The organism is bacterium (assembly GCA_024226335.1).
Lineage (GTDB): Bacteria > Myxococcota_A > UBA9160 > SZUA-336 > SZUA-336 > JAAELY01.
Genome location: JAAELY010000391.1, coordinates 1 through 2,147, shown reverse-complemented (window position 1 = coordinate 2,147; position 2,147 = coordinate 1). Strand labels below are relative to the sequence as shown.

The 2,147-nt window shown below is 61.7% G+C and carries 1 protein-coding gene; it reads right to left on the bottom strand.

Annotated elements, in window-relative coordinates:
- Positions 1 to 2,147 (bottom strand): hypothetical protein (locus tag GY725_19840; GenBank protein MCP4006438.1); only part of this gene is annotated, 2,147 nt, incomplete at both ends.

The following is a 2,147-nucleotide window of genomic DNA, read 5'->3' as shown; positions in this document are numbered from 1 at the left end:
AGTAGGACGTCGAGCTTGCGCATGTTGGTGTCGCCGCGCAAGACGAGGTCGGCGATGGCGGTGTCGAACACGTTGGCCATGGTAATGCCGTGCTCCGCCTCCAAGATCTTAGCGTCGGATGCACATGCTTGCGTGACCTTGGAGCACTTCGAGCTCTGCAGCCAATGCCGTAGCGATGGCGCCTCGACCGAGCCGTCCTCATTGAGCAATTGCGGAAGCGCCAAGACGTCAAAGACGGCGATCACGTCGCCCACCGCCACTTGCACCAAGCTCATGACGGTGGCTCCTCGCCATCGACCCGGAGAGTATTCGAAGTCGACGCTCAAGATCGGTTCCTTCGCCGTCTCGATTTGCTTCCGCATGCGTCGCAGCACGTCGTCCGAAGCTTGGAGGGAATCGATGACCCCTCGAGGCATCACCCGACCATCGTCGAGCGCGCCGCGCTCGAGGAACCGACGTGCCTCATCGTCGAGAGCGCCGATGTCGCTCGCCGCCTCGTGTTCCGGATTGACCACGGCGACTAGCCCTTCGTGCGAAGCATCCGCATCGTCGTGCCCGTTGAAGAGGAAGGCGTCCCTCTCCATGGCGTGGCTTACGGCGGTAATGAGCGCAATGTGGTGCCTGTGCCGGTCGAGCTGCCTCGTCCTCACCTCGGTCACGATGGCTTGGACTCGTTTTGCCACCCGAGCATCGCTAGTTGCCGCCCAAGGTAGCTGGCCCACGTCCGTGTCGCCGAGGGTGATCCAACCCGCGAGCGTACCGCGCACGCTAAGGGCTTGATCGGCGGCGGACGTGTTCGTGGGCACGAGCACGTATCGGGTGTCGCTCAATGGCATGACGATGTCGTTGTCCTTCAAGAGCGCGTCCAAGGCGCCTTTGCTCCCGAAGGGCATGAGCGCTCGCAACGCGCACTCCTGAAGCGGCTCCTTCTTCGCGTACTTGACCGTGGATGGCAACACGAGTTCGCCGTCGCGCCATATCGCGAATAGCGCTGACGCCGTGAAGACCACCGGTGACACGCGCTTGCGCTTAAACGATCCGGGTGCGTAAGCCGCTCCGGTCACCGTGAGGTTGGCCACGAACCGCTCGTTCGTCTCCGCGCCGCCGTTGGACTCGCCGTTGGAGTTTCCCGCCGGCATGTCCTTGAGCAGGCCGGTCCCGTGAGTTCGGTCGTAGGCCATCCTCCCGTGCACGTGCGCGGGTAGGACCGACGCTAGTCGCGATAGCGCGTCCGGTCCTCGGTGGTCCCTAGCCGGATTGTGCGTGATCGTCCAATCGTAGCACTGCATTTCCATGGTCCACGTCGCGTACTTGCCCTTTGGGCGTTTGACGTTACGCAGCCACACTAGTGGCTCGGCATCCGTTTCGATGTAAAACTTAGCGTGTAACCAGTTGCTAAACCGCCGGATACCCTCGTACACCGTGCAACACTCGTGCTCTAACGAGTGCCAACGCGACTCCGCCGTCTTCCATTGGCGAGAGTAGTACGCGACCGTACGCATGCGTCCGTCTCGCCACTGCGCCACAATGACGCCCATGCCGACCGTGTTGGCGGCATCGCACAAGAGGTAGAACGGACTCTCGAAGTCGGGCAGCGCCAGCACACCCTTCTCCGGATCGCTGATCCACTCCTTGATCTCTGCGAAGCTCGTCAACTCCTCCTCCGTCGGCGCGTAGTCGAAGCCGCCTTTGTCCGTCAGAGCCTTCTTGCGTGCATGCAACGGCGCAAGCGTGAGGGCGCACCGGTGGATGTTTTGGCTACACCACTGCACGAGCCCTAGCCATTGGCCTAAGGCCTCGGCGTCGCGCGGGAATTCGGCTTCCGTGATCTGCTTGGTCTTGCTATCGTCGGGCCGAATCGTGCCGTTGCCGATGTGGCTACCGAGCCATTCAATCTCCCGCATGCCGAAGTAGCACTTGTCGGGACGGAATGTGAAGCCGGCGCCACCAATGCGGTCGAGCACGAGTACGACCTTGCACAAATGCTCCTCTAATGTCTCTCCGCCGTGAATCAACACGTCGTCGATGAACGAGATCGCGATCTCCGGTTGGAGACCCGAAAGCAGAACGTCCATGTTGCGCTGGAAGATCGCGCTCGCCGCTTGCATGCCCATAGGCAGCGTTGTGAACTCATATTTGCCGTCCGT